At 43.1% G+C, this 25,709-nt stretch carries 24 protein-coding genes; 12 read left to right on the forward strand and 12 right to left on the reverse strand.

Going from position 1 to position 25,709, the window contains the following annotated elements; genetic code table 11:
* Positions 1-158: 158 nt before the first annotated feature.
* From ACFSVN_RS00830 to ACFSVN_RS00845, 4 genes are read right to left on the reverse strand one after another with little or no spacing between them, the layout of a single operon-like run.
* Positions 159-1,286: an aspartate aminotransferase family protein gene (locus tag ACFSVN_RS00830; RefSeq protein ID WP_390297167.1), complete on the reverse strand. Its 1,128-nt coding sequence runs from the start codon at positions 1,284-1,286 to the stop codon at positions 159-161.
* Between the two features lies 1 nt (position 1,287).
* A complete protein-coding gene (gene argC / locus ACFSVN_RS00835) occupies positions 1,288-2,253 on the reverse strand; it encodes an N-acetyl-gamma-glutamyl-phosphate reductase (protein WP_390297169.1) in 966 nt (321 codons plus the stop codon).
* Entirely contained in the window at positions 2,246-3,448 is a 1,203-nt protein-coding gene (locus ACFSVN_RS00840; protein ID WP_390297172.1) for an argininosuccinate synthase, read from the reverse strand. Before ACFSVN_RS00840 ends, argC begins: the two co-directional genes overlap by 8 nt.
* A 2-nt stretch (positions 3,449-3,450) precedes the next feature.
* Positions 3,451-4,101: a GNAT family N-acetyltransferase gene (locus tag ACFSVN_RS00845; RefSeq protein ID WP_390297174.1), complete on the reverse strand. Its 651-nt coding sequence runs from the start codon at positions 4,099-4,101 to the stop codon at positions 3,451-3,453.
* A gap of 292 nt (positions 4,102-4,393) precedes the next feature.
* Here ACFSVN_RS00845 and ACFSVN_RS00850 point away from each other — a divergent pair, with 292 nt between their 5' ends.
* From ACFSVN_RS00850 to ACFSVN_RS00890, 9 genes are all read left to right on the forward strand, one after another.
* Positions 4,394-6,130 carry a tetratricopeptide repeat protein gene (locus ACFSVN_RS00850; RefSeq protein WP_390297177.1) on the forward strand — a complete coding sequence of 579 codons (1,737 nt, stop codon included), beginning with the start codon at positions 4,394-4,396 and terminating at the stop codon, positions 6,128-6,130.
* Position 6,131: 1 nt separating this feature from the next.
* Positions 6,132-6,893, forward strand: coding sequence for a DUF4292 domain-containing protein (locus tag ACFSVN_RS00855; protein WP_390297180.1), 762 nt, complete (start codon positions 6,132-6,134; stop codon positions 6,891-6,893).
* The gene (locus tag ACFSVN_RS00860) at positions 6,890-8,206 is read left to right on the forward strand and encodes a murein hydrolase activator EnvC family protein (RefSeq protein ID WP_390297183.1); all 1,317 of its coding nucleotides are present in this window, start codon (positions 6,890-6,892) and stop codon (positions 8,204-8,206) included. Before ACFSVN_RS00855 ends, ACFSVN_RS00860 begins: the two co-directional genes overlap by 4 nt.
* 131 nt (positions 8,207-8,337) lie before the next feature.
* Entirely contained in the window at positions 8,338-8,760 is a 423-nt protein-coding gene (locus ACFSVN_RS00865; protein WP_390297186.1) for a hypothetical protein, read from the forward strand.
* A gap of 103 nt (positions 8,761-8,863) precedes the next feature.
* Positions 8,864-10,162 carry a M28 family metallopeptidase gene (locus ACFSVN_RS00870; protein ID WP_390297316.1) on the forward strand — a complete coding sequence of 433 codons (1,299 nt, stop codon included), beginning with the start codon at positions 8,864-8,866 and terminating at the stop codon, positions 10,160-10,162.
* Positions 10,163-10,597: 435 nt separating this feature from the next.
* On the forward strand, positions 10,598-11,500 hold the full coding sequence (gene hslO, locus ACFSVN_RS00875) for an Hsp33 family molecular chaperone HslO (RefSeq protein WP_390297189.1): 903 nt from the start codon (positions 10,598-10,600) through the stop codon (positions 11,498-11,500).
* Positions 11,501-11,511: 11 nt separating this feature from the next.
* Entirely contained in the window at positions 11,512-12,333 is an 822-nt protein-coding gene (locus ACFSVN_RS00880; RefSeq protein ID WP_390297192.1) for a hypothetical protein, read from the forward strand.
* A gap of 21 nt (positions 12,334-12,354) precedes the next feature.
* On the forward strand, positions 12,355-13,602 hold the full coding sequence (locus tag ACFSVN_RS00885) for an NAD(P)/FAD-dependent oxidoreductase (protein ID WP_390297195.1): 1,248 nt from the start codon (positions 12,355-12,357) through the stop codon (positions 13,600-13,602).
* A gap of 164 nt (positions 13,603-13,766) precedes the next feature.
* Positions 13,767-13,955 carry a ribbon-helix-helix protein, CopG family gene (locus tag ACFSVN_RS00890; protein ID WP_390297318.1) on the forward strand — a complete coding sequence of 63 codons (189 nt, stop codon included), beginning with the start codon at positions 13,767-13,769 and terminating at the stop codon, positions 13,953-13,955.
* Positions 13,956-13,967: 12 nt separating this feature from the next.
* Here ACFSVN_RS00890 and ACFSVN_RS00895 read toward each other — a convergent pair whose 3' ends face one another.
* The 7 genes from ACFSVN_RS00895 to lpdA all read right to left on the reverse strand — a co-directional run bounded on the left by ACFSVN_RS00895 (position 13,968) and on the right by lpdA (position 20,605).
* Positions 13,968-14,417 (reverse strand): HesB/IscA family protein, encoded by a 450-nt coding sequence (locus ACFSVN_RS00895; protein WP_390297198.1) that lies wholly within the window; start codon positions 14,415-14,417, stop codon positions 13,968-13,970.
* Positions 14,418-14,450: 33 nt separating this feature from the next.
* Positions 14,451-15,149, reverse strand: a complete 699-nt coding sequence (locus ACFSVN_RS00900) for an AlbA family DNA-binding domain-containing protein (protein ID WP_390297201.1) — start codon at positions 15,147-15,149, stop codon at positions 14,451-14,453.
* A gap of 80 nt (positions 15,150-15,229) precedes the next feature.
* A complete protein-coding gene (locus ACFSVN_RS00905; protein WP_390297204.1) occupies positions 15,230-16,246 on the reverse strand; it encodes an NAD(P)H-dependent glycerol-3-phosphate dehydrogenase in 1,017 nt (338 codons plus the stop codon).
* Positions 16,243-16,947: a glycerol-3-phosphate 1-O-acyltransferase PlsY gene (gene plsY / locus ACFSVN_RS00910; RefSeq protein ID WP_390297207.1), complete on the reverse strand. Its 705-nt coding sequence runs from the start codon at positions 16,945-16,947 to the stop codon at positions 16,243-16,245. Before plsY ends, ACFSVN_RS00905 begins: the two co-directional genes overlap by 4 nt.
* Before the next feature lie 86 nt (positions 16,948-17,033).
* Entirely contained in the window at positions 17,034-17,915 is an 882-nt protein-coding gene (lipA, locus tag ACFSVN_RS00915; RefSeq protein WP_390297210.1) for a lipoyl synthase, read from the reverse strand.
* Between the two features lie 162 nt (positions 17,916-18,077).
* A complete protein-coding gene (gene lipB / locus ACFSVN_RS00920; protein ID WP_390297213.1) occupies positions 18,078-18,803 on the reverse strand; it encodes a lipoyl(octanoyl) transferase LipB in 726 nt (241 codons plus the stop codon).
* Positions 18,804-19,186: 383 nt separating this feature from the next.
* A complete protein-coding gene (gene lpdA, locus ACFSVN_RS00925; protein ID WP_390297216.1) occupies positions 19,187-20,605 on the reverse strand; it encodes a dihydrolipoyl dehydrogenase in 1,419 nt (472 codons plus the stop codon).
* A gap of 578 nt (positions 20,606-21,183) precedes the next feature.
* On the opposite strand from lpdA, the gene ACFSVN_RS00930 reads away from it, so the two are divergent.
* Complete coding sequence (locus tag ACFSVN_RS00930) at positions 21,184-21,960, forward strand: lytic murein transglycosylase (RefSeq protein ID WP_390297218.1); 777 nt, start codon at positions 21,184-21,186, stop codon at positions 21,958-21,960.
* A 24-nt stretch (positions 21,961-21,984) separates the two neighbouring features.
* Here the strand turns inward: ACFSVN_RS00930 and ACFSVN_RS00935 are convergent, their stop codons facing one another.
* A complete protein-coding gene (locus ACFSVN_RS00935) occupies positions 21,985-23,310 on the reverse strand; it encodes a TlpA family protein disulfide reductase (RefSeq protein ID WP_390297221.1) in 1,326 nt (441 codons plus the stop codon).
* Between the two features lie 111 nt (positions 23,311-23,421).
* Here ACFSVN_RS00935 and ACFSVN_RS00940 point away from each other — a divergent pair, with 111 nt between their 5' ends.
* Positions 23,422-23,793 (forward strand): BlaI/MecI/CopY family transcriptional regulator, encoded by a 372-nt coding sequence (locus ACFSVN_RS00940; RefSeq protein ID WP_390297224.1) that lies wholly within the window; start codon positions 23,422-23,424, stop codon positions 23,791-23,793.
* On the forward strand, positions 23,790-25,634 hold the full coding sequence (locus ACFSVN_RS00945; RefSeq protein ID WP_390297227.1) for a M56 family metallopeptidase: 1,845 nt from the start codon (positions 23,790-23,792) through the stop codon (positions 25,632-25,634). The genes ACFSVN_RS00940 and ACFSVN_RS00945 overlap by 4 nt, the downstream gene beginning before the upstream one ends.
* The last annotated feature ends 75 nt before the right edge of the window (positions 25,635-25,709 follow it).

Below are 25,709 nucleotides of genomic sequence, written 5' to 3' on the forward strand. Positions count from 1 at the left end.
TCAGTTGTTCCTGATTTGTTGTGAGAGGTGTTGGTGCTAAGGAGAAAAAAGATTGACTAAACCTAAATTATCCTTGGTGACAACACCCTCCGCCAGACTTCACATTCGTTCAGTCCGGCACCTCCCTCAAGGGAGGACTTTCTTTATTTTGGAATTTCTCACCACAAAACCTCCTTTAACGCTGTAATTAATTCGTCACATTCTTCTTTCCCAATGGAAAGTGGTGGCAGCAATCGCAGTACATTTTTGTTGGTTGAAGAGCCGGTGAAAATGTAGTGTCCGTAAAGCAATTTCTTTCTCCATTCTGCTACCGGTTCTTCAAATTCTACACCGACCATCAACCCAAATGCCCGTACTTCTTTTACTTTTGGAAGTTGATTTAAGCCGGCTTCCAGATATTGGCCCATTGCTTTTGCATTACTAATGAGTTTCTCCTGCTCAAGAACTTCCAATACAGCCAAAGATGCCGCACAGGCGAGATGATTTCCTCCAAAGGTAGTTCCCAGCATTCCAAATGAAGCTTCAAATTTGGGATGGATAAGCACACCTCCCACCGGAAATCCATTACCCATGCCTTTTGCCATTGTGATGATATCCGGCTCTATCCCAAACAACTGATGAGCAAAAAACTCACCCGTTCGTCCAAAGCCCGATTGTACTTCGTCGAGGATCAGTACGGTGCCCGTTTCATTACATAGTTTTCGCAGATGATTCAAGAATCTGACGGAAGGAGCAACAATTCCACCTACTCCCTGAATGCCTTCAATAATCACTGAACTGACATCCTCATTTTTCAGAGCAGACTCCACTCCTTCAAAATCTTCAAAACTAAAGTGAAGAACGTCAGCTCCTTCATTCACCGGGAAAAGGATATTTGGATTATCAGTAACGGAAACTGCAAGGGAAGTCCTTCCGTGAAACCCACCTTTAAATGCTATGATCTTCTTGCGCTGATTATGAGCTGAGGCAACTTTTAATGCATTCTCATTAGCTTCAGCCCCGGAGTTACAAAGGAACAGGTTCCAGTTATTATAGCCTGAAAGTTTGCCCAGTTTCTTTGCGAGTTCTTCCTGAATACTGATGGGAACTGAATTTGAGTAAAACCCGATATCATTCAACTGTGCATTCACTCGCTCCACGTAATGTGGATGCGAATGCCCAATGGAAATGACGGCATGTCCCCCATAGAAATCGAGATATTTCTGCCCGGCAGCATCATACACATTATTGCCTTTAGCCTTCACCGGCTCCACATCAAAAAGCGGATATACTTGGAATAGATTCATTTTAAAAGGCCATTGATTTTAGAGTGAGTCCTGTCGTTTCATCTAGGCCAAAAACCAGATTCATATTTTGTACGGCTTGGCCGGAAGCTCCTTTCACCAGGTTATCAATAACCCCGGTGATGAGAATTTTACCGTTTTCTTTTTGCAGAAAGAGAAAGGCTTTGTTAGTTCCAACTACCTGTTTTACATCCACCGGATCTTTTGATAGATAAATAAAGGGGTGGTCGGTATAAAATTCCTGATACATTGAGGTTATTTCACTCAACGATTTTTTGGTTGATAAATAAGACGCTGCTAAAATTCCTCTTGTAAAGGCCCCGCGCATTGGGATAAAAAGAACTTCATTGTTGAAATCATTTTGAAGCTGTCTCAAACTTTGCTTGATCTCTTTGAGGTGTCGATGTGTGAGTGGCTTGTAGATAGAGGCGTTATTACTTCTCCAGCTAAAATGCGTGGTTTCGGTTGGATTCTGGCCGGCGCCGGTACTTCCGGTGATTGCTGTTACATGAACATCTTCACTCAATAAACCGGCATGGGCAAGGGGCAGCAGTGTAAGCTGAATACACGTTGCAAAACATCCTGGATTGGCTATGTGATCGGCTTTTTTGATCTCCTCTCGATTCAGCTCCGGAAGACCGTATATAAAATCGTGAGAACTATCTTTGTGACGGAAATCAGTACTCAGATCAATGATCTTTGCAGAGTCAGGAATACCTCCCTTTTCAACCAGGCCCTTTGACTTTCCATGTCCTGAACAAAGAAAAACAACATCTACATCCTGACTCAAATCTGAATCAAACTTAAGATCAGTTTCTCCTGTCAGGTCTGGATGAGCTTTAGTCAGGAATTCTCTTTCGTGACTTCGGCTTACCACACTTTTAAGTTCCACTTCAGGATGGTGAAGTAAAATTCGAATTAGTTCTCCGGCTGTATACCCGGCTCCGCCCATGACACCTGCTTTAATCATTATTCTGTTCCTGTACTTTTTGCTGAATGAGCATTGAATTAGCCAGAATCTTTGTAAACCCTTTTACATCCTCTCCACTCCATGCATTATTCATTTCACCATATTGGCCGAAGTTAGAAGCCATTAGGTCATTTTCTGATTCAATACCCTGCAACCCAAATCGCTTGGGCTCTAGTTTTAGAAATACTTTTCCGGAAACATTCTTTTGTGTGTCCTCCAAGAAGGTTTCGATATTGCGCATCACAGCGTCAAGGTACTGCCCTTCGTGCATCAGCATTCCGTACCATTCTGCCAGTTGATCTTTCCAGTACAACTGCCATTTACCCAGGGTATGTTTTTCCAACAGTTGATGCGCTTTGATGATGAGCATCGGAGCGGCAGCCTCAAATCCCACACGTCCCTTGATGCCAATGATGGTATCTCCAACGTGAATATCTCTACCAATCCCGTATGGTGAAGCTAAAGAATCCAGCTTTTTAATCAATTCTACCGGTGTTAATTGTTCACCGTTAATCGTTCTTGGTTCGCCATGCTCAAACCCCAGTTCAACCAATAAGGAATCATCATTAACCACCTCAGTCGGCCAGGCTTCTTCAGGTAAACTTTTGTGTGAAGTCAGCGTTTCGGCCCCACCCACAGAAGTACCCCAGAGGCCTTTGTTTATGGAGTATTTTGCCTTCGCCCACTCCTGATCGATCCCATTTTGTTTCAGATATTCCACCTCCTCCTCGCGACTTAATTTCTGTTCACGGATCGGGGTAATGATCTCCATTTCGGGTGCCATTACATTAAAAACCAGATCAAAGCGGACCTGATCATTTCCGGCCCCGGTGCTTCCATGAGCGATAGCATCGGCTCCAATTTCCCTGGCGTACCCGGCTATAGCCACAGCCTGAAAAACACGTTCGGCGCTTACGGAAAGCGGATAGGTGTGGTTTTTAAGCACGTTTCCAAAGATCAGATACCTGATACCTTTTTTATAGAATTCTTCTTCCACATTCAGCATCACATGATTTTTGATGCCCAGGTTCTTGGCCCTTTCCTCTAAATCTTTTTCTTCGGCTTCATTAAATCCACCGGTATTTACAGCTGCGGTATAAACTTCATACCCCTTTTCTTTTGCGAGCCAAATAGCGCAGTAACTGGTATCAAGTCCGCCGCTGAAGGCGAGTAAAACTTTTTTCTTTTTGCTCATGGTTATAAGGTTAAAAACAAATTTATGGGATTAATTTTCTTAAGGTATTTCACGGTTTTCAATTTCACCCAGCGATAATATTTAGCTATGTTTTTTTCGCGTTCTTGTTTAGGCTTGTTATTGGGGTGTGTCGGGTCAAAAAGCATTCCCGTACAGAGGCAATTCTTGCGGTTGTTTCGGGTCAGGATATCGTAGTTGGGACAGCTTTGGCAACCTTTCCAAAAGGTTTCGTCCTGAGTAAGCTCAGAGAATGTTACCGGCCTATATCCCAGATCTGAGTTGATCTTCATCACCGGTAAGCTGGTCGTAATGCCAAACAATTTTGATCCGGGATACTTTTTTCGGGATAGTTCGAATGCTTTGGCTTTGATCTTTTTGGCAAGTCCCTGTCCTCGGTAGTCGGGATGTACGATCAGCCCTGAGTTGGCTACATATTTTTTATCTCCCCAGACTTCAACATAACAAAAGCCGGCGAGCTGATCTCCGTCTAAAGCAATAACGGCATTACCGTTCGTCATTTTAGTTTTGATGTATGCCGGCTCACGTTTAGCAATACCGGTTCCACGCTGATGCGCAGCTTTTTCGATCAAATTGCAGATATCTTCTGCAAGGAAAGTATGTATTTCGGTGGCTATGAAAATTTGAACGGACATTGATTGTATAAAAAAGTGAGTGAATAAACTTCGCCTGTGGAAGTTGTCAGTTAGGATCTCGCGGTAAAAAGATGAGCGCTGCTTAAAGATGCAGCAATAGTATGACTACCGCCGTTGCCGGAGCCGCCGCCGAAGGGAAGTGAAATTGATCCTATGTGTGCTTTGAATTAGCATGCCTCTAAAATAGCTAAAGTATTACTTGTTAAACAAATACTAATTTCAGGACATGAATTGAGATTTCTTTCAGGTTAACTAAACAATGCTAAAAGAACACAATTAGAAGCTTAGAAAGATGAATCTAAGCAAGCATAAATGGCACTTTCCTGTTATACTTAGCGTTACTATGAATGCCATGAAATACTATCTGAATATATTTTTTGCAGTGCTGTTTGTGATCCCTGTTTATGGGCAAGTACAGACTCAGGAAGAGCTGTCCGGAAAGTCCGCTTATATCAAAGGAATGGAAGCTTTTGAGAATGAAGAGTATGAAAGTGCACGACAGTTGCTATTAGAAGCGAAACGAAATCTGCCTTCGGCAACCGGAATTGATTATGCCCTGGCAGATACCTACCTGCAACTCAATGACCTCCCAAATGCAGCTATTTATGGAAAGCGAGCCGTAGATTCAGAACCTGATAATAAATGGTTCAGGCTGAAGCTTATTCGTATTTACAGAACTGCCGGGCAAAATGAAGCAACGCTCCGGGAGTTAAACACCTTGCTCGATTATCATCCCGGTGATTTTGATGCACTATATATGCTCGCTGATACTTATAAGGATTATGGGGAGTTTGTTAAATCAAATCAGACCCTGAATGACATTTTAAAACTGAGAGGTGCTGATCCGTCCGTTTTATTGATGAAGTTTAGAAACTTCGAAGCATTAGCAATTCCGGATTCAGCGATCGCACAACTTGAAAAGATCAGGGAAGCTGATCCGGACAACCTGGAAATGCTAAATTTGCTTGGGGAATATTACGTTAACACGGGCCGTACGGAAAAAGCCACAGAAACGCTTAATGATGCTCTAACCCGAAATGCACGCGACCCTCAATCACTCATTAATTTAGCTGGAATTTACCTTGACGAACAAAAATGGGACAGTGCAGGCACTTTACTAACTAATTTTATTTCTGATCCCCTGTTAGAAGCAGAGGATAAAATGAACATTGCCCGGTTTTTATATTCAAGGATCCAAAATGACCCGCAAAACATCCAGCTTCGTGTAGAAACAGAAAGAGTCTTGGACTCTTTTACCGAAACTGAATCTGATTACGGGCCAGCTTTTACCTTAGCCGGTCAGTATTATGTACAAACGACTCAGTCCGAAAAAGCGCTCGAAAACCTGGAGAGAGCAAATGAATTATTACCTCAAGATGAGATCGCCTGGCGACAAAGGCTTCAACTTTTGATGAGTCTGGAAAAATTCCAGGAAACGGTTGAGATAGGCAAAAAAGCGGCCGAATCAGTTCCTGAAGATGCTTTTATTCAGTTTTTTGTGGGCAGTGCCTATATGTTATTGGATCAAAATGACCAAGCTGAACAATGGCTCTCCAATGCGGTTAGAGCACCGGCTCGTCGTCCTTTCAAATCTGTTATTTACAGTACGCTTGGTGATACACGGGCAAATATTGGGAAACATGAGGAATCTGACGAAGCCTATGAACTGGCCCTCAGGTATGACCCTGAAAACGATAATGCCATGAATAACTACGCGTACAATCTTTCAGTTCGCGGAGAAAATCTGGAACGCGCGAAAGAATTAGCCCTAAAAGCTATTGAAGTCAACCCCGAGAATGCAGCGTATTTAGATACCGTAGGTTGGGTATATTTTAAGTTAGAAGATTATGATCGTGCTCAGCGTTTTATTAAGGCCTCGATCGATACCGGGGAGTCAAGTGCTGAGGTATTCGAGCATATGGGCGATGTATATGAGAAACTTGGTGACCTCGATAAAGCTCAGGACTGGTGGGAAAAAGCACTGGAAGAAGATTCAAGCCGGACTCATCTGCAAGAAAAAATTAATTAATGTGAATTCAACTCCCTTCTCTTTATTAGCATTTCTGGTCTTAGCGGCAACTTTGATCTCTGCTTGCAGTACATCTCGTTCTGTTACCGATGGAGATTTTAGCAGGAGTTCTGTTAGCAAAGAAACGGTCGTTTCTTCCATTCCTGATTATTCAGAAGAACTTAAAACGTTATCGGGTAAGGGAAGGGCACTGGTAAGTGAACCGGGAAACAGTGACCGTGTTACTATCGATTTTGAAGCAAACAGGCAGCTGAGCCTGCTTACCATTCAAAACAGAATTGGGATTGAAGGCGGACAAATGCTGGTAGACCAAGACTCAATTTTGATCTATAACAGGCTTGATAAAGAAGCTCAAAAAATTTCGATCTATGATGGGCGGATGACAAGTCTGAATGAGCTAACATCCATTAATATCCTGGATCTGATCAATTTCAGGGTATCTGAAGAAGAAGTAAACTCAGTTTTAGAAAGCAATAATTCATACCAGCTTCGTTTAAAGGATGGTTCCCGGGTTTTTGTGAATAAGGAGAATGGGTGGGTTGAGCAAGTCATTCAAAACCGGCGCGGATCTGCCCCTTACTCTGAGATCATCTATGAAAGTTACGGTGAACTGGAAGGGTTCAAATTGCCCCGAAAAATAACGATATTCAGTTCTGATGGTAACTCAAGAGTTGTTTTCTTAGTCAGAAGCCTGAATGTAAATCCCAATAACCTGAAGTTAATCATCGATATCCCCGAAAGTATTAAAATTGAACGCTCATGAGATTTAGCAATTACATAAAAGCAGTGATCACGGTATTAGTTGTGATACTGTTAAGCAGTAATTTGTTTGCTCAAACCTATCAGGAGCGAAGAGAACAGCTTTTAAGAGATCAGGAGAATACAAGGGCAGAGATCAATGTTTTGGAAGCCCGGATCAAAAACTATCAGCAGCGGGTAAATCAGGCTGAAGAACGGTTTGACCGATCTTATGAGCAATTTCAATCTTTGAATAACCTGATCGCCTTACAGGATGACAAGATCAATAGTCTTCAGGAAGAGCAAAATCAGATCGATGCGGAAATAGCGCTTACCGAAAAAGAAATAGAACTCAGGGAACTCGAACTCGAACAATTGATCGAGAACTATAAACAGATCGTACTCTATGCCTATAAGAACGGGCGCTCAGGGAATCTTGAAATGTTGCTTACTTCCGAGTCAATCAACCAGATGTTGGTCAGGTCTAACTATCTGCGCAGATTCGATGAGCAAAAAACTAAACAGGCTGATGCTATAAGCCAAGCTAAACGTGAGTTGGATAGGGTTAAAAAGAATTTAGAAGACAGCTACAGCAGAAACAGGCAGGTTCTTACCGAGATCCAGCAAGAGAAAAACGAGTTAGCGAGTCAGCGACAGCAGCAAGAGCAAACCGTTGAAGAGATCAAACAAGAGCGAAGTACATGGCTGACTGAACTTCGAAAAACCCGTGAGGCCAAAGAAGGTCTCGAAAATACATTCCGGGAATTGGAACAGGCCGAGGCGGAAGCCGAAGCGGAACGATTAAGAAAATTAGAACAAGCCAGAAATATCGCAGATGCTGACCGTCGTGAAAGAGAAGTACAAAGATATTCGAGTGCAAGTTCAGGAAACAGCGCCGTAAGTAATGCCGAGCTTTCCATGTTTGAAGAGTCTTTTGCTAAGGCAAAAGGACAACTACCCTGGCCGGTGGAAAGTAAGACGATCGCCAGAAAATTTGGCCGAACAAGAAATCCTTTATATGGAACTGTGACGGAAAATGATGGGATAAATATTGTAAGTGAAGCAGGTTCTGAAGTTAGAGTTGTATCAGAAGGTTATGTGTTAAACATCCTTCCCTTACGGGGATATGGAGACGTGGTTGTGGTTAAGCATGGTTCATATTATTCCGTATATGGAAACCTTAGTCGTATTGACGTTGAGGTTGGAGAAGTTCTGAGCCAGGGCGGTGTGGTTGGCCGATCAGGTACTTCACAGTCAGAATTAGGAGAAGTTTTATTCTTTGCTGTACGTGTTGACCGGGAATTTGTAAACCCTGAAACCTGGCTTTCCGGAAGGTAGAATACCTTTCATTTATTTATTAAAACTGTACACATCGTTAAAAGATATGTTTGGATTGGAATTTGGGATTGGTTTTTAGGAATTTCAATCAGACTTTAAAAGAATTCACCATTATTTAAATAATACCCATTTTGGATAACCTGCCCCGATTAATTTTTTATGCTTCAGGTGTATTTATAGTTTCTGCAGCATTTACACTTTTCTCTTCTGAATTTCTAAAAAAAGTAAGTGACCCTTCCTTTACCGGCACCTTATTCCTGCTTGGCTTTGGTTTGGTATATCTCAATATAACCTTTGTGACCGGGCGACGTTTTATGCGTCGTTTACAAGGAGCAAATCCGGTGCCCTATATCTTTGCTTTGTTGGTAGCAATACCACCTCTCGTTTGGGTGGAACTTTATGATGCCGGGCTGGGAGATTTTAAACTTACTTTTATGTTCACAGTGATACTCGCCTGTGGATTGGGCGGGTTACTCGGTCACCGTGCAGGATTGAAAGCCCAAATTAAATTTCGGCAGAATTTACAGGATTACCTAGATCAGGATGAAGATTAACAAGATCATTTCAATAAATAAGATACTTATGAGATCAATAAAAGCTACGGTTTTGTCATTTGTGTTAGCCACTTTACTTGCAGGATTCGGCATGGCCCAAACCATGCAGACAGAAGTTTTAAGAGAAATTGGAGAAGCTCCATCAGTAGAACGTGTAAAAGCTGACCTCACTAAATTAGTTGGCTTTGGAACCCGCCACACACTCTCTGATACTACTTCAGAAACAGAAGGAATAGGAGCAGCACGCAGATGGCTGAAAGAGGAATTTGAAAATATCTCTGAAGCTTGCGGTGGTTGTCTCGAAGTATTCTACGTTCGTGATTATGTAGGTGGCGAAAACAGGATACCGGAACCGGTTGAGATCGTAAATGTGATCGCTATACAACGAGGAACGGCTGACCCAAATCGTTTTGTGGTGATGAGTGGTGATATTGATTCGCGGGTGAGTAGCGTAATGGATGGTGAGTCTGTATCGCCCGGCGCTAATGATAACGCATCCGGCGTGGCAGGTGTATTGGAAGCAGCCCGGATTTTGACTCAATATGAATTTGAAGGTTCCATTATGTATGCACAGCTTTCCGGTGAAGAGCAGGGCTTGTTTGGCGGACAGATACTCGCTGAATATGCCAAAGAACAAGGCTGGGATATCAAGGGAGTGATCAACAATGATATGATCGGAAATATACAAGGCATCAATGGGGTAATTGACAATACCACGGCACGGGTGTTTTCGGAAGGAACCCGCGCTGTTGAAACAGAACGTGAAGCACGAATTCGACGCTTTACGGGTGGCGAAGTAGACTCCCCTTCACGAAATTTAGCTCGCTACATCGATAAGATGGCGGATCTTTATATTCGAAATCTGGACGTTATGATGATCTACCGATTAGATCGTTTTGGCCGTGGAGGACATCACCGGCCGTTTAACGATGCCGGATTCCCGGGCGTGCGGATCATGGAAACCAATGAAGATTATAATCGCCAGCATCAGGATATCAGAACTGAGGATGGTGTTGAGTATGGTGATGTATTGAGCGAGGTCGAATTTGATTTCGTTGCTAAATTGACCGGGCTGAATGCAGTGACTATGGCTGCAATGAGTTGGGCTCCAAGTCCGCCCGCCAATGTGGAAGTTTCCGGTGCGGTTAGACCAAGCACAACCTTAAGCTGGAAAGAACTTGACCCTGATGAAAACCCACAACTTGCTGGTTATAAGATCTACTGGCGACTCACAGATTCTAACCAGTGGGAGAAAAGCGTGTTTGTGCCCGCTGATGTAACTGAGCATACCCTGGAGAACATTGTCATCGACAACTACTATTTCGGTGTTGCCAGTGTTTCCAAAGACGGGTTTGAAAGTCCTGTGGTATTCCCCGGTCCTGCCGGATCGTTTGGTGACTAAGTTATATTGAATTTTAAAGACAATTAAAAGCTCCGCACTTTGTGTTGGGGCTTTTTTTTGGACAAACGAATTCAGACTCGCTCCGTACGCTCCGCGTCGGAGCGTTTTTTTTATGTTCGATTTAATGAGGAATTACTATGCCTTAGCTAACCCCACCCTCTCCTTTGTTTCCTCTCCCGGGAGAGGAAAACGCTTTTTTAAGATTTGAAATAGAATAGACTTTCTCGCAAATAGCTAAAAACTGTAGTTCAGCATAAAAACGAACCAAGGAGCCTCCCCGCTCGGGTCCCGAAAGCATTCGGGAAGGGGTGGGTAATTGGTACCAAGGTATCAGTAGATCAAATATGCCTTCATCCAATAAAAACCATTTTTCTGCGTATCTTTGGGGCAAATAATTTCAAAAAGAGATCCTTTTAATACCATTTTATTACACCTATGAACATTGAAGAATATAATTTCAAAGACCGACTGATCAAGGGAATTACAACAGACGGCCATTTTAAAATTTCTGTGGTCAAAACAACCGAGGTTGTAAAAACCGCAAAGGAAAATCACGACCTTTCTTTACTCAACACCGTAATCCTGGGCAAGGCCCTTACAGCAACCATGCTGCTTGCATCTGAGCTTAAGGGAGAGGAACGCACTCAGCTGCGTATGGATGGCAATGGACCCATCGGATATTTGGTAGCTGAAGCTAACCAGGTTGGTGAAATTCGCGGATACGTTCAAAACCCTGCTGCCGAACTCGATTATTCTGATCCTGAAACCCAACTCGGTGACGGCCTTGGACTTGGTGTTCTCACGTTCTCAAAAGTATTATATAATGAAGCCGAACCAAGAACCAGCAGCATTCAGTTGGTAAAAGGGGATGTGAACAGTGATGTGGCTCACTACCTCACCCAATCTGAGCAAATTCCTTCCGCTCTTTTAATTGATGTGGGTATTGATGAGAATGGAAATGTAACTAATGCCGGCGGACTTATGATCCAACGCCTTCCCGGCGCTCCTGATGGGCAAATTGATATGCTTCAGGAACGACTGGGTTCATTCCCTCCGATCGATGAGTTATTATCTGACGGACAGTATATTGATGAGATCATGCAAAAAGCCATATCACCTCTGAAAGTTAAAGAGCTGAATCGTCAGCCCGTAGATTTCTTCTGTCGGTGTACCCGAAAAAGATTTAAGAATGCATTGTCTATGTTAAGCCTTGACGATCTCAAAGATATGGAAGGAGAAGGACAGGAAGTGGTTTGCCAATACTGTAACAAGAAAGAGCTAATTTCGAAAGAGGAAGTTGAGAAAATAATCATGGATGCTCAGGCTAAACTAAATTAGATCATAAAAATATGTTTTCGGAAGATGAAATAAGGAAGATCATTCAAAAAGCTCAATTATTACAAAAGTTTGGAGATGGTTCATCGTCCGAAGAACGAGATCATCCAGATGGAATCGATCGTATCTACGAGATCGCAAAAGACCTAAATATTCCAAAGAAATATATCTATGAGGCTTATCTTGAGCACAGTGGAATTGCTACAGACGAACCTATCGTTGTAGATACCAATGATTTTAACAGTACAGAAGTTGTTGGATTTGCGCATGGGTCCATCGATAAGAAGCTCCTCAATGAACTTAAGAGCCAGATCGAATTTCATTTCAACACCTTAGGAGAAATTTCTCACCGCAGAAATAAAATAGTTTGGAAAGCAAAGCCGGTGGGTCCCGCTAGACTCTTCGCCTCTTCAACTTCTCCTGAAGTAAAGCTGGAGAAAATTGGTGAAAGCACCAAAGTTACCGTTAAACAAAGTCTTAAAACACTTAACAAGCTATACCTGCCTTCCATATTAGCCGGATTCGGAGCATTTATGCTTTTAGCAGCAGTAATCTTTGACCGAGCCGGAAATGATACTGCTCCTGCTCTGATCTTCTCTGGAATCATAATGGCAGCTTCCCTTGGTTTTGCCCAATTTGTAAAAGGCCGGAAAACCAAAAAGAAAACCACTCTTAAAGACCTTACCGAAACACTCCAGGGGAAAATAGAACGGCATTTTAAAGCCAGTGCCATTGATCCAGAAAAGGAAATCAGTTCGGGTGAGATCAAGATTCCAGAAAATGAATTTAATGAACAACATATTGATGGATCTTCAAAACCAAAAATAAAAGAATAACCACCTTCTAATTGTTGAATAATGGGGAAAAATGTGATCATTGTCGGAGGTGGATTTGCAGGGATCTCCGTTGCAAAAAAGCTGGCTAAATCTAATTTCAACATTACCATTGTTGACAAAACCAATCATCACCTCTTCCAGCCATTGTTATACCAGGTAGCCACGGCTGCCCTCTCACCCGGTGATATTGCCATCCCAATTCGGGCTATTTTCAGCAAGCAGAAAAATGTACAGGTAGTATTGGGTGAAGTCACTCAAATTGATAAAGAAGCCAACCGTATTCACCTGAGAAACGGAGCCAGCCTCCCCTTCCATTATCTTGTTTTAGCGCCCGGAGCTCAGTACAATTACTTTGGAAATGAAGTCTGGAAAAGTCATGCACCGGGACTAAAGTCCCTGTCCGATGCTCTGGAGATCCGTGAACGAATTTTGCTTTCTCTTGAGAAAGCCGAGCAGATCATCGATCCTGAAAAGCGTAAACCATATCTCACTTATGCGGTCATTGGCGGCGGGCCTACCGGAGTAGAGATGGCCGGTTCCATTGCTGAAATTGCCAAACGCAGTATGATGCGGGATTTCAGGAATATCAAGCCGGAGGAAACGAAGATTTATCTGATAGAAGCAGCGGAGGGTATTCTCAATGGATTCGACCAGCCACTTCCTGAAAAAGGATTGGAGACCCTCAGAAATATGGGTGTTGAAGTTCTGTTGAATTCACCCGTTCAGGAAATCAAAGAAGATGGCGTTCAAGTTGAAGGGAAATTTATTGAGACACCGAATATTATTTGGGGAGCCGGAGTAAAAGCTTCCCCCATTATTCAGGGACTTGGCATTGAAACCGATCGAATGGGCCGTGCTATGGTAAAAGGAGATCTTTCCATCGCAGGTTCTGATCGGATATTTGTTGCGGGAGATGCTGCCCATGTAAAAGATGAAACCGGGAATCCACTACCCGGGCTTGCACCGGTTGCTTTGCAGCAGGGAAAATACCTCGGCAACCTCATTAAGAATAACGACTCCGCATCAACCCGAAAACCTTTCCGATATGTGGACAAAGGAACTATGGCAACCATTGGCCGTGCAAAAGCCGTTGCCGATATCCGGGGGGTTAAATTCAGCGGCTTTTTTGCATGGCTGATGTGGGGGTTGATCCACATTTTCTTTCTGATCGGCTTCCGTAATCGGTTTAGGGTATTTGCAGAATGGACCTGGCATTACATTACGTTCAAGCGAGGCGTAAGGCTTATCGCCAAGAAAGACAATGATTGATGATGGAATGCTTCCTTTTCGTAGTACTGACCGTGATCCCTTCTATAGTTGTAGCGCAAAATCATTTTTCTTGTTTTAGAGATTAGTTCCATTTCTTTCAACAAATCTCCATACGATGTATATCATATACATCATATTTGGAGAGAATTAAGAAATGAACACAGATCTACCTTACCGAAGAAGAGAAAAAAGCCATCGAAAAGCTTTCCAATGAGCGTGGTACGACCCAAAGTAACATCATCCGCGAAGCGATTGAACATTATCTTGAGGAAGTCACTTTAGAAAAAAAACGCGACCACTTGATGGCGGCAGCCGGAATGTGGAAAGACAAAGAAAACATTCCGTGTTCCTGAAAAGCTTCTTAATCAAATAGCAAAGGAAGTTCCGCATCCGCAATTCTCAACGGCGTTGGGATTGTCAAAAGTAAAACCACGGGCATCCAATCCATCAGGGTAATCGATCTGCATTCCTTCCAGATACATCAAGTGTTTGGGGGCTACAATGATCTCCATACCATGACTTTCAAATATCTTATCCTCATCCGTGCGATGATCTAAGCCAAGTTTGTAACTTAAGCCTGAGCATCCACCGCCATCTGCCGCCACACGGAGATAGAGGTTTTCATCCAGACCTTCTTCATTCTTGATCTTCTCAACCTGTTTGGCCGCACGTTCGGTAAGGGTCACGGGCTCACCGGTAAGCTCATTTTTTTGATAGTCTTCTTCCGTGATCGGTTGCGGATTTGCAGGTTCTTCTTCCTCCACATCGATCAGTGAGGAAATAACATCATCTAAACTTTCTTCTTGAACACTCATGGGTTTCGCTCCTTTATTTAGAACGAGTGAAAATTACGAAGTTTTATGGGAAAATGTGTAATGCGTTACGCCATCTTTTTCAAACAAGTCAAGTACACCGGCACTTACCAAGTTCACCAAAATTTTAGCTGCCCGATAGGTTGTTACACTGATCAGCAGTGAGAATCTCTTAACCGTGATATCTCCGTATTCATTCAAAAACCGGAAAAGCTGTTGTTCCTTTTCACCATACTCAAAAGTAACTCCCTCGTCGGAGCTATTTTGCTTGAGCACTTCAATGTATTCATCGCTGGCAACCACGCTTTCATCTTTAAGGCGAATATATACCTGACGGGTTTGCTTTCCTTTTACATAAATGGGTTTCTCTATAGCTTCCGGAACTTTCACGATCAATACGTCCCGTTCCCCAACATTCAGCAATTCAATTTCGATGGGAATCTCAGGAATGCATTCTTCAGATGCCGCCTGATTTAACCAAAACTCCTCTTCATGATATCCCTCAACCCCGAGGATCTCTCCGTTGTCTTCAACACCGATCAGGATAGTTCCGCCTTTGGTGTTTGCAAAGGCCGCCATTTCACGTGCTATTTTTTCTGGAGAAGCTACACTGTGTTTGAATTCCAAAAAGCTGCTCTCTCCCGTTTGAATAAGGTTTTTGAGATCCGACCTTGTCAGCTTAGATACTTTTACAGTGTCAGAGTACTGCATGTAAAATTCAAACTCATCTTCCATTCTTCAAAGGATTGCGAGTTGCAGGTTCGTGTTGCGGGTTTATTTTCTTTTAACCCTCAACACGAAACATGAAACTCGATTTACATAACAATTTCGTTTTTGGGGTCGCGCGTCATCAAGTTGTACAACGCATCCCTTGGATCCACATTGTCAAATAAAACACCGTACACCGCCTTGGTTATCGGCATTTCCACCTTATTTTTTGTGGCCCAGTCGTATACAGATTTTGTTGTTTTCACACCTTCTGCCACCATGTTCATGCTTTTAACAATGTCGTCCAGCTTCTCACCCTTTCCAATGCGAAAACCGACCGAACGGTTCCGGCTGTGAGAACTGGTACAAGTTACGATCAGATCGCCCATACCCGTCAATCCTGAGAACGTATCTGAGTGAGCGCCCATCATCATTCCCATACGTTTCATTTCATGGAGACCCCGCGTTATCAAAGCTCCTTTGGCGTTATCCCCAAGCTCAGCACCATCCACAATACCCGCCGCAATAGCCATGATATTTTTTACTGAACCTCCAATTTCAACCCCTATCACATCACTGTTCACATAAACACGAAACATAGGTGTTAAAAATGTTTCTTGTATGATCTTGGCTGTTCGGGTTGAATAAGCCGATGCAACAACCGTTGTCGGTTTTAACATCCCAACTTCCTCAGCATGACTTGGCCCGTAAAGAACTCCGATGTTATCTTCAAGCGTAGTTCCCTGCATCACCTCAACCAATACCTGAGACATGGTCTTAAAAGAATCATTCTCAATTCCTTTAGCTACCGTCACTAATATTTCGTGTCCATCGAGACAGGGTTTGAGTTTTACAGCCACATCACGAAGGGTGTGAGACGGTGTCGCAAAAACAACCATATCCTGGGTTTGCATGCATTGCTCCAGGTCGTTATAAGCGATGATCGAATCTGATAATTTAATATCACTCAGATAGGATGGATTCTTATGCTTTTCATTGATATGATCAGCAATACTTTCTTCACGTGCCCAAAGCTGAACATTATTTCCGGCCTGATCCAACACCATAGCAAGTGCAGTTCCAAAGCTCCCGGCACCGATCACGGTAACATTCCTGTTGCTCATACTTCCGCCTCCGCCAAATCTTCAACAGATTCTTTTTTATTCTCCTTATTGCCTGAGAAACTTATTCTGCTTTCTGTACCGTCCAGCAAGCGACTAATATTAGATTTATGTTTATAGATGATACCGCTGGCTATCAGGATAGCAAAAATAATAATGCTTCCATCCACATAGTATCCAAATCCAAAGCGCATCACCAACAAACTGATAGGATAGATAAAACTTGCCAGAATGGAAGCAAGTGAAACATATCGAGTTGTGAATACAATAACGATAAAAATAACACTTGAAATACCAATTGAAATAGGCTCGATCCCATATAACATTCCGCAAGCTGTTGCGGCTCCCTTTCCGCCTTTAAAATTTGCGAAGACAGGGAACATGTGTCCAACAACAGCGAATAAACCACAGGTGATCTTCAAAAAAGTATCGGCTTCCCAACCGGGAGGAGCTATGGGACCGTTACCGATTTCGAAAGCATACATGGCTACCCAGTAGGAGGCAATAAAACCTTTCATGAAATCAAGAAATAAAACACTTACTCCCGATTTCCACCCCAAATTCCGAAATGCATTGGTAGTTCCGAGATTTCCACTTCCAAAATTACGGATATCCATTTTATGGAATATCTGGCCTACCCAAAGTGAAGCCGGAATAGATCCCAACACATAACTAATAGCCAATACTGTAAATAGTGCGATCATTTGCCTTGTCTTTTTCGCAAGTTACTATAACGGATGCTTAGTTAGTAGTTATTGGTTTACGGATTTTTCGTATACCAAATATCTAACTAAACGTGACGCTCTGCATGATAGGAAGAACGAACCAGCGGCCCACTTTCCACATGCTCAATACCCAGCTTTTCACCGATCTCTTTGTACTCTGCAAATTGGTCAGGATGAACCCAATCAATAACAGGATGGTGCATTTTGGTAGGCTGCATGTACTGGCCAATAGTCAATACATCTACGCCGTGATCCGCGCAATCCTGCATCAGCTCTATAACTTCTTCACGCTTTTCACCCAATCCAACCATGATGCCGGTCTTGGTTCTGATTCCTGAGTTTTTGGTGCGCTGAAGAAGCTCAAGTGAACGCTCGTAGCGGGCCTGAGGGCGAACTCGGCGATATTTACTTGGGACGGTTTCCAGATTGTGACTCAACACATCCGGCGGAGTATCAAATACAATTTGAAGGGCGGCATCCCATTCTCCGCGGAAATCCGGGATAAGAGATTCGATGGTAACACCGGGAATGGCTTTTCGAATTTCTTCGTGACAAGCAGCAAAAATTGGAGCACCGCCGTCCTTTCGTTCGTCACGGTTTACCGAGGTAAGTACAACATGCTTCAGTTTCATCTTGGCAGCGGCATCAGCCACTCGCGCCGGTTCGTCCCAATCAAGGTCAGCCGGAGGGCGACCGGTCTTGATCGCACAAAAGGCACAGGAACGTGTACAAACGTCTCCCAGGATCATAAATGTAGCTGTTCCGGCTCCCCAGCATTCACCCATATTCGGGCAGCGTGCTTCCGAACAAACGGTATTCAGGTTATTGTCCCGAATGGTTTTCGAAACTTCTTTGAATTTCTCTCCTGATGGGAGTTTAACACGCAACCAATCGGGCCGACGGTTTTTCTCTGATGGTTTGTCTACTACCTGAAGTTCTTTGATCATGGTGCTTCTTTAGTGATTTTTTGGAGGAGAAAAAGTCATTAAAGCATTTTAGGCTTTATTCACCTTTTACCCTCCTCTTGATCTCCTCCCGGGAGGAGAAACTCTTTGGTGAAAATGATGCTTTTCACAAACCTCATTTCCATTATATCTTACAAATTAAAGTTACGAAATTATCTGCTCCACTTCTTGCAGAGAACCTTTATCTGAAATGGAGACTTCAAAAACATTTTGAAAGTGAAATACGATCCGCTCTTTAACTTCCTCGGGGTCAATTTCTTTACCTGAAATTTCTTGTAAACTGGTTACTGCCTTATCATCAATTCCACAAGGAACGATATTATTAAAATATCTCAAATCAGTGTTTACATTGAACGCAAAACCGTGCATGGTAACCCAGCGTGAGCATCGGATGCCCATGGCGCAGATCTTTTCGTTCTCTACCCAAACGCCGGTAGCGCCTTCAATTCGATGTGCTTCAAAACCAAAATCCGAACAAACCCGGATCATCACTTCTTCAAGAAAGCGAAGGTATTTATGGACGTCCGTAAAATGACGGTCAAGGTCCAAAATGGGATAGCCTACAATTTGCCCGGGGCCGTGATAGGTAATATCTCCACCACGATCAATTTTGATGAACTCGGCTTCCAATTGCTGCAATTCTATCATTGAGCGCAGCATGTTCTCTTCACTGCCGCTTTTACCCAATGTATAAACATGTGGGTGCTCCACAAAAAACAGAAGGTCATCCAGGCGTTTTCCATTGAGCTCGCCTTTTTGCTCTGCCCGCTTTTCATCAATAAGTCGCTGCTGAACGGATTTCTGCAGATCCCATATCGGCTGATATGCGGCATGGCCCAGATCGTACAGATCGATGATTTTTTGAGGCATTTTTTAATTCTAAATCATAAATATCCAAAGAAATAAAGTCTCTCCTTGAGGAGAGATCAACAAATCAGCTGTTCCTGATTTGTTGTGAGAGGTGTTGTTGCCAGGGAGTATGAAGTTTAATAAAAACTTACTTGCTCTTGGTGACAACACCCTCCGTCTCCCATTCGGTCGACACCTCCCTCAAGGGAGGATTTTTTCTGCCTCGTACACGATATGACCGATAACCGGTCTGATCTATTATAAAGGCTTTGGCTTTAAACAAAAATCGGTCAGACGGGCTTAGAGCCGTCAGACCGCGAAGTAATATCAACCAAGACAAAAATGGCTCCCGAAGGAGCCAAATTCGTTCAACATTCTATGTTGGATATTTCTTGTTCGATGTTCTACTTCTTAACAGGAGTTCCTAAGTGAACACCTTCGTTATACGCTTCAGCCACAGCTTCCATCACCGCTTCTGACATCGTTGGATGTGGGTGAACCGCGCTGATAATTTCATGTCCTGTGGTTTCAAGGTCACGGGCTACAACCGCTTCAGCGATCATTTCAGTCACGCCAAACCCAATCATATGGCAACCCAGCCACTCACCGTATTTGGCATCAAATACAACCTTAACGAAGCCTTCTTCGTGTCCGAGTGCTGTTGCTTTTCCTGATGCAGAAAGCGGGAATTTTCCGACTTTCACATCATAGCCTTCATCTTTAGCGGCTTGCTCGGTCAATCCAACAGAAGCAACCTGTGGCTCACAATAAGTACAGCCCGGAATGTTGTTATAGTTGATCGGGTGTGGGTCTTGTCCGGCTAGCTGTTCAGCAAGAACAGTCGCTTCATGAGAAGCTTTATGTGCCAGCCATGGAGCTCCGATGATATCACCGATGGCATAAATGCCGTCTACATTGGTTTTGTAGGTTTTCTTGTCAACCACTATAGAACCTTTCTCGGTTTTAACGCCGGCTTTATCTAGGCCAAGGCCTTCGATGTTTCCGGTTACACCAACGGCAGAAAGCACTACATCAGCTTCGATCTTCTCTTCGCCTTTCTTGGTTTTCACAGTGACTTCAACACCTTTGCCTTTCTTCTTCACGTTCTCGACCGTGCTCTCGGTCATCACATTGATGCCTTTTTTCTTGTAGATCTTGCCGAGTTCTTTTCCAACATCTTTGTCTTCAACCGGTACTAAGGTGTCTTGCAATTCAACCAAAGTAACTTCGGTTCCGATAGTGTGATAGAAATACGCAAACTCAACACCGATAGCACCGGCCCCTACGATCACCATTTTCTTAGGCTGCTTTTCCATTTGCATGGCTTTTTCAGAATCGATGATCATCTCACCGTCGATCTTCAGACTTGGAAGCTCACGCGGGCGGGCACCGGTAGCCACAATAAAATGCTTGGCTTTGATACTTTCCTGCTCTTTTCCTTTGTCATCATTGACAGCCAGTTCAGATTTTGACTTAAAAACACCCGTTCCCATGAATACATCGATCTTATTCGCTTTCATGAGGAACTGAACGCCTTTGCTCATTTTATTGGCAACGCCACGGCTTCGTTTAACCATGCCGCCAAAATCGGCTGAGTAATCTTTTACGTTGATTCCATAATCCGAAGCATGCTCTATCGACTCATACACTTCTGCAGAGCGCAACAATGCCTTCGTAGGAATACATCCGATATTCAAGCAAACACCGCCAAGATGTCTTTTTTCTACAATTGCGGTTTTGAAGCCAAGCTGAGAAGCGCGAATGGCGGCTACATATCCGCCGGGGCCTGACCCGATTACACATACATCAAATTCTTTTGCCATGGTACTTTTTGATAATAGTTTTGAAATTTGGCGCCATCCTCAGAGAAACCAAGCATGGCGGACTTTTAAAAGCCCTAAAAGGTAAGGGTTTTTAGTTTGAACTTCGAGTATTGAACAAGGAATATTGAATATTTGTCTGTTTAAGACTTGGTTTGCTCCAACAGACCGAGTCCTAAGACAATTTCGATATCGAAAGCATTTTTACGTATCCATAGCACCTTTCACCCACCCCTCAATCCCCGCCCGAGCGGGGAAGCTCTTTAGGTGGTTTCTGTGTTGGATTATAGGTTATCGCCATTGGCAATATCCTCTAAGCTATCTCCCCATTCACCAGAACGTCTTCCTCTCCCGGGAGAGGAAACAAAGGTGTGGGTGGTATTCACTAGAACCATCGGGCCTATAAGACTCATCCATCGGACGGCTCTTGGTAAGATTCTATTGCCCGGCCTTTAGGTCAGATGGGGATCTGGATTCAGGATGACTTTGTTTCACTTTTCCAAAAATTCACAATCTTTAATTCTCTATTGCCTCCAGTTTTAGTATAATGATGCAGAGAGACCAAAAAACCGCTAAAGACTATGAAAAAGACGATCACCACCCTGTTATTACTTTTTATCGCTGTACCAGTCATGGCTTCCTCTTCAAATCCGGACCCGGTCAAGATGAAGGAAAACATCAAAGAACTTGCGGAATATTTTGAGGCTAAGGGCTACGCGTTCAATCAAATGATAGAAGACCCCCGGTTCAAACTGGTGGAAGATATTACAGGGAAATTCACCCGGGCTGCTGAGATCAAGATCGAGAATTTTGAAGATTATCAGGGAGTGATCAAATATGACCGTAAGCGGGACAAGATCCGGGATTTCATGACTGAATATGCTGCTGATTTGGAATCTGCCGAGAAAGAATACGGAATTCCCAAACATGTGATCGCGGGGATCATCGGGATCGAATCAGAATTTGGAAGATATAGAGGAAGTTATAATCCATTCAATGCCTATGTTTCCATGTATGCGGAAGGACATCGCGCAGAGTTTGCCAAAGCACAGCTGGAAGAACTTTTGAAATTCACAAAGAAGAGAAATATGGATGTTCTTTCTCTTGAATCCAGTTATGCCGGGGCAATGTCATATGCACAATTTATTCCCTACTCCCTCAACCGCTGGTGGGTGGGTGATGATCTGTATCATATGCCAAACAACATCAAATCAGTAGCCAACTATTTAGCACATTTCAAAGAGATCACAGGCTCGGTGGAGAAGGCTGTTTTCAGATACAATCCCAGCAGCATGTACACAAAAGTGGTTTTAGCTTTGGCTGATGAAGCTGTGTTGGTAATGGAAGAGACGGAGTGATTCATCTTTAGCTATCAGCTTCCGCTACTCCAGATACTTCGTCAGGGTCTCCATCAAATTATCGGCTGACAGTGCCATTCCGTATTCCACAATCTCACCATCAGGATCTAACAGGTAGTACGTCGGATATGAGTTGACTGAATATAATTCCTGGATTTCGCTGTCCTTTTCATATATCTCAGGGATCTGAGGCCACTCTAGTTTTTCCCGCTCCACAAAATCTTCAAAGCGTTCCAGGTTTAGCTCATTGGCAATCCCCACGATCTCAAAGTTCTCTCCGCCATAAGCTGCATATGCTTCTTTTATAACCGGAAGAGCCTCTATACACGGACCGCACCAGGTGCCCCAAAAGTCGATCATCACATATTTCCCACGCAGATCGGCCAGACTTAATTCATCCCCTTGTAATGTTTCAGCTTTAAATAAGGGAGCTTCCGTCCCGGGCCGCAGTGCAGCTTTAGGATCTACTTCTACCTCCGATTCCACGATGGTCACAGCGCTTCCATCCATCTTTATGTCTGAGATCTCCCAGCTTTCTCCGGCAATATTGAACGGTTCTGTTACAGGATAAGCTTCCATTCCATCGTCCATTATATCAAACCGACCATCCTCATCAAGATCAATATAGAAATACGTATAGGGCTCTATCCGGTACGGCGGAGCACTTTCCTTGATGAGTGCCACATTGAAGGTTTGATCATTTACGGCCCACGTTCCCATTCGCAAATGATCGAAATAAAGCTGGAGACTTTCTGAAGGAGGGGTGTCAGATAAATATAAAAGGCTGGCCGGGCCCTCATGATGTATAACTTTCTCTCCATTAAAATACTCCATTCTCGCTGTCACCTTTGCCTCCATCACCTCAAATACATTATCCTGAAATTCTACCGTGGATGGCTCAAAATACACGGGATATTCTTCATCAAACTCTCCGCTTTGATCCTCCACAAACACCAGCATTTCCCCGTTCTCATCTTTACCGACAGCCACCGTGAAGATCACATCCACCCATTCATCTGTCACCGTATGATCCTCGATCAGCATCATATTTCTCCGATAAATGGCAGAATCAATAAACCCTTCAGCAAAGCCCTGAACTACATATTGCTGAAGGTCTAAAATCCCATGAACGACCTCGCCCTTTGTTAACTCCTCCGGCAGCTCGGTTGGCTCTCCGGGATACTCCGGTTCAAACACATAACTCCCGCCCATGGTGAGTGCTAAAATAGGTGGAACCTGCCCGGTGTTCTCTGTAAGGGGAAGCTCTACCTTAAAAGAAGGCCCGGTCTTTTCCTCCATACAGGAGATCAGCAGAAATATTGATAAAAATAATATGAATAGGTTTCTCATCGCATAAAAATCAGAAAGAGTTGAATTACTACAGCGCTAGTATAAGAAAATTTTGGAAGTTTGATTTTTTATTCTACATTTGTAGAAACAATTCTAATTTTGTAGAAGCTCATGCAATTATCTCAAACCGAAGAAGAACTGATGCAATATCTCTGGAAGCTGGAAAAGGCTTTCATGAAAGACCTGCTCGACGAATATCCTGAACCCAAGCCGGCCCCAACCACGGTAGCAACCCTATTAAAACGCATGACCGAAAAAGGATTTGTTGATTACGAACAAATGGGACGCTCGCGGCAATATTACCCATTAGTGAAGAAATCAGATTATTTCTCGAAGCATGTAAATGGGTTGATCAAGAAGTTTTTTAATGACTCTGCTTCTCAATTCGCCTCCTTTTTTACCAAAGAGACCGATTTAACCAAAGAGCAGCTTGAGGAACTACAGGATATTGTTGAGCAAGAAATAGAGAGGAGGAATAAATGATCGCTTATTTCATCTACTCGTCTGTAAGTTTGGCACTTTTGCTATTTGTATATCGGGTTTTTCTGGAGAAAGAAAAGAGATTTACTTTTAACCGGGTATTTCTACTCTGGAGTCTTGTTTTCTCATTGCTTATCCCGATGATTCCAGTGGGGCTCGCACCGTTGGAAATGCCTTGGTCCGCATTTTTCTCTTCCGGGGAAACAGTATCTGTCCCAAACTATCAAAATATTGAAGACTTGAGGTTGGACTCAGAAGTTCCGGACACAGTCATAGAAAATAATTCTGCCTCGATTTCGAGGGAGACTCTCTTTAAAATCGCTTTTATCCTCTACGTTTCGATATCGGCTCTACTGCTCATCAGGCTGATACGAATCATCCGCAGAATTCAGTTAACGATCAATGGAAATAGAACACGTTTTATAAGAGGATGCAAAGTTGTATTACTAACTGAAAATGTAATTCCACATACCTTCCTAAATACCATTTTCCTTAACAGAAGACAGTTTGAAAGTGGAAAAATTCCCGACGAGGTAATCAATCACGAATTTACTCACGTAAGGCAGAGACATTCGCTGGATATTCTCTTTGTGGAGTTTTTAAAAGCAATCTTTTGGTTCAACCCGCTGCTCTATTTCTATAAAAACGCTATTGCACTTAATCACGAATACCTTGCTGACGAGGCCGTACTATCTAAAGGCACTAACATAAAAGATTATCAGCGTATGCTACTCAAAATAATGGAGGGAAATTCTATACACAGTCTGGCAAGCACCTTTAATTTTTCATTAACCAAACGGAGATTACAAATGATGACTCAATCCAAAACAAATGTGAAATTTCTTATAAAGGTTGGAATGATAGTACCCCTCTTTGCGGGGCTGTCACTTATGCTTGGATGTGAACCGGCATCTAATGAGACTTCACCTGATATTGACACCTCCGATAAACTTAGCATTGAAATTCTGGAAGACAATTCACTCCTCGTGAATGAGAACCGTATGACCTTAGATGAATTGGATAGTCTTTTGTCAGAAATGCCCGAAAGTCCCGGATTAGTCAGAATGAAAGTCAGCCCTGATGCAAAGTTTGGAGTTGTAACGGATGTTCAGGGAATCCTTCGAGAGCATGAGGCATTTATAATTAATTACTCTTCCAACGAAAGTGATGATAGCAGTGAACTGACATTGCCACCTGCACCTCCTGAGCCACAGGCACCGATAGAAACTCAAAATCTGATGCGAATTTTGATGAACAGTGACGGCAGGCTTCTGATGAATGAAGAACCTGCTGAGTTAAATGAAGTGAAAGAGAATATTAAACAGTTTTTGGATAACAGCAGCACAGATCCACGCGAGGCCGTCATCTCCATTAAAACTATACCAGATACTCCATATGATCAGTATCTTGATTTGCTGAATGAAGTCAGAGGCGCATATTACGAGTTGAGAAATGAAGCTGCTCAAGATCAATTTGGGATGGCTTATTCAAATCTTGAAGAAAACAGTTCAGAAAGAGAGACAATTAAGGAAATGTATCCCGGGAAACTATCTGTTGTACCGCCGGAAACAGGAAATCAAGAATTTAAGAGCAGTGATGAAGTTCAGAACCTAAGATCTGTCATGGAGAAAGCTAGAGAAGAAAGAAGTCAGGCTTATAATGAGTTTGTAAACCTTAACTATCAAAAAATTTCTAAAGAAAAACTACAAAATTCCTATTCAGAGTTAAGGGAAATTAGTAAGAGATCTCACGATGCTGCAGTCGCGTACTATCAAGCTATCGGGAAAACGGCCCCTCCACCGCCACCTATTCCTCCAAAACCTGCTAAACTTCAAAACCAATAAAACTTCACCGTCTCCTTAAAAAACTTTGTTGTTTATCAATCTCAGGGCTTATCCGTATTAATATTTTTTTGTAAC

This window comes from Gracilimonas halophila, assembly GCF_042684365.1.
Classification (GTDB): Bacteria; Bacteroidota; Rhodothermia; order Balneolales; family Balneolaceae; genus Gracilimonas; species Gracilimonas halophila.

Coding starts and splice junctions, on each gene's coding strand:
- ACFSVN_RS00895 (WP_390297198.1), bottom strand. CDS start 14,417: ATGAGTGTTCAAGAAGAAAGTTTAGATGATGTTATTTCCTCACTGATC.
- ACFSVN_RS00900 (WP_390297201.1), bottom strand. CDS start 15,149: ATGGAAGATGAGTTTGAATTTTACATGCAGTACTCTGACACTGTAAAA.
- ACFSVN_RS00860 (WP_390297183.1), top strand. CDS start 6,890: ATGAGATTTAGCAATTACATAAAAGCAGTGATCACGGTATTAGTTGTG.
- ACFSVN_RS00830 (WP_390297167.1), bottom strand. CDS start 1,286: ATGAATCTATTCCAAGTATATCCGCTTTTTGATGTGGAGCCGGTGAAG.
- ACFSVN_RS00940 (WP_390297224.1), top strand. CDS start 23,422: ATGCAATTATCTCAAACCGAAGAAGAACTGATGCAATATCTCTGGAAG.
- ACFSVN_RS00945 (WP_390297227.1), top strand. CDS start 23,790: ATGATCGCTTATTTCATCTACTCGTCTGTAAGTTTGGCACTTTTGCTA.
- ACFSVN_RS00905 (WP_390297204.1), bottom strand. CDS start 16,246: ATGAGCAACAGGAATGTTACCGTGATCGGTGCCGGGAGCTTTGGAACT.
- ACFSVN_RS00845 (WP_390297174.1), bottom strand. CDS start 4,101: ATGTCCGTTCAAATTTTCATAGCCACCGAAATACATACTTTCCTTGCA.
- ACFSVN_RS00930 (WP_390297218.1), top strand. CDS start 21,184: ATGAAAAAGACGATCACCACCCTGTTATTACTTTTTATCGCTGTACCA.
- ACFSVN_RS00935 (WP_390297221.1), bottom strand. CDS start 23,310: ATGAGAAACCTATTCATATTATTTTTATCAATATTTCTGCTGATCTCC.
- ACFSVN_RS00850 (WP_390297177.1), top strand. CDS start 4,394: ATGAATCTAAGCAAGCATAAATGGCACTTTCCTGTTATACTTAGCGTT.
- lipB (WP_390297213.1), bottom strand. CDS start 18,803: ATGCCTCAAAAAATCATCGATCTGTACGATCTGGGCCATGCCGCATAT.
- plsY (WP_390297207.1), bottom strand. CDS start 16,947: ATGATCGCACTATTTACAGTATTGGCTATTAGTTATGTGTTGGGATCT.
- ACFSVN_RS00840 (WP_390297172.1), bottom strand. CDS start 3,448: ATGAGCAAAAAGAAAAAAGTTTTACTCGCCTTCAGCGGCGGACTTGAT.
- lipA (WP_390297210.1), bottom strand. CDS start 17,915: ATGATCAAAGAACTTCAGGTAGTAGACAAACCATCAGAGAAAAACCGT.
- ACFSVN_RS00880 (WP_390297192.1), top strand. CDS start 11,512: ATGTTTTCGGAAGATGAAATAAGGAAGATCATTCAAAAAGCTCAATTA.
- lpdA (WP_390297216.1), bottom strand. CDS start 20,605: ATGGCAAAAGAATTTGATGTATGTGTAATCGGGTCAGGCCCCGGCGGA.
- argC (WP_390297169.1), bottom strand. CDS start 2,253: ATGATTAAAGCAGGTGTCATGGGCGGAGCCGGGTATACAGCCGGAGAA.
- ACFSVN_RS00885 (WP_390297195.1), top strand. CDS start 12,355: ATGGGGAAAAATGTGATCATTGTCGGAGGTGGATTTGCAGGGATCTCC.
- ACFSVN_RS00870 (WP_390297316.1), top strand. CDS start 8,864: ATGCAGACAGAAGTTTTAAGAGAAATTGGAGAAGCTCCATCAGTAGAA.
- hslO (WP_390297189.1), top strand. CDS start 10,598: ATGAACATTGAAGAATATAATTTCAAAGACCGACTGATCAAGGGAATT.